The organism is Sandarakinorhabdus oryzae (assembly GCF_009733735.1).
Taxonomy (GTDB): domain Bacteria; phylum Pseudomonadota; class Alphaproteobacteria; order Sphingomonadales; family Sphingomonadaceae; genus Sandarakinorhabdus; species Sandarakinorhabdus oryzae.
Genome location: NZ_WNJP01000342.1, coordinates 1 through 1,057 on the forward strand (window position 1 = coordinate 1; position 1,057 = coordinate 1,057).

At 71.2% G+C, this 1,057-nt stretch carries 2 protein-coding genes; both read left to right on the forward strand.

What is annotated here, in order from left to right:
- Window positions 1–458, forward strand: a 458-nt coding sequence (locus GJ693_RS16160; RefSeq protein ID WP_156257241.1) for a zinc-binding dehydrogenase, incomplete at its 5' end; no start/stop codon positions are given.
- Window positions 458–1,057: prepilin peptidase (locus GJ693_RS16165; RefSeq protein ID WP_156257242.1), on the forward strand; the 600-nt coding region annotated here is incomplete at its 3' end. The genes GJ693_RS16160 and GJ693_RS16165, both read left to right, overlap by 1 nt.

Consider the following 1,057-nt stretch of genomic DNA (forward strand, 5'->3'; position numbering starts at 1 on the left):
AGCCGGTGATCGCCATCGATCCGGTGCCGGAAAAGCGCGCGTTGGCGCTTGAACTCGGCGCCCGCGCGGCCGTTGCACCCGACGAGGTGGCGGCCGCCTTCGCCCAGCACGGCGCGCCGCGCGTCGCCATCGAAAGCGTGGGCAGCGGCAAGGTGCTGGCCGAGGCCTATAGCACCGCGGCGCGCGGCGGCCGCATCGTCACCGTTGGCCTGCCCAATCCGGCCGATCCCTTCACCATCCCGGCGGTGAGCCTGGTCGCCGAGGCCAAGACGGTGATCGGCAGCTACATGGGGTCGGCGGTGCCGGCGCGCGATATCCCGCGCTACATCGCGCTGTGGCGGGCCGGGCGCTTGCCGGTCGAAAAGCTGCTCTCCGGCGTGCGGCCGATGGCCGAAATCAACGACGCGCTTGATGCGCTGGCCAGCGGTCAGGCCATCCGCCAGATCCTCATCCCCTGATGCCAGCCTTCTGGTGGTCCGTGATCGGCGGCTGGCTGGGCCTGGCGGTCGGCAGTTTCATCGCGCTGGTCACCGCGCGCTGGCCACAGGGGCAGGTGATCACTGGCCGTTCGCGCTGTGATCATTGTGGGGTCAGGCTGGGCGCGCTGGAACTGGTGCCCTTGCTGTCGTTCCTGGCGCTGCGCGGGCGTTGCCGCCATTGCCGGCAGGCCATATCGGGCCGGCACTGGCAGGTGGAACTGGCCGCCGCTGCGGTGGGGGCGGCGCTGCTGTGGCGATATCCCGCGCCAGAGGGATTGTTGTTCGCACTGGCCGGCTGGTGGCTGCTGGCGCTGCTGATCCTGGATACCGAGCACCAATGGCTGCCCGACCTGCTCACCCTGCCATTCATTCCGTTCGCGCTGCTGTTGCCGGGCCTGGCGCTGGTCCAGCGCCTGTGGGGCGCCGGGCTGGGCTTTGCCGCGCTGTGGCTGGTGGGATTTGCCTATCGCCGCCTGCGCGGCCGCGACGGGCTGGGCGGCGGCGATCCCAAGCTGCTTGCCGGGCTGGGCGCGCTGCTGGGGCCGTGGCAGCTGCCGTTGCTGATCACCGGCGCGGCC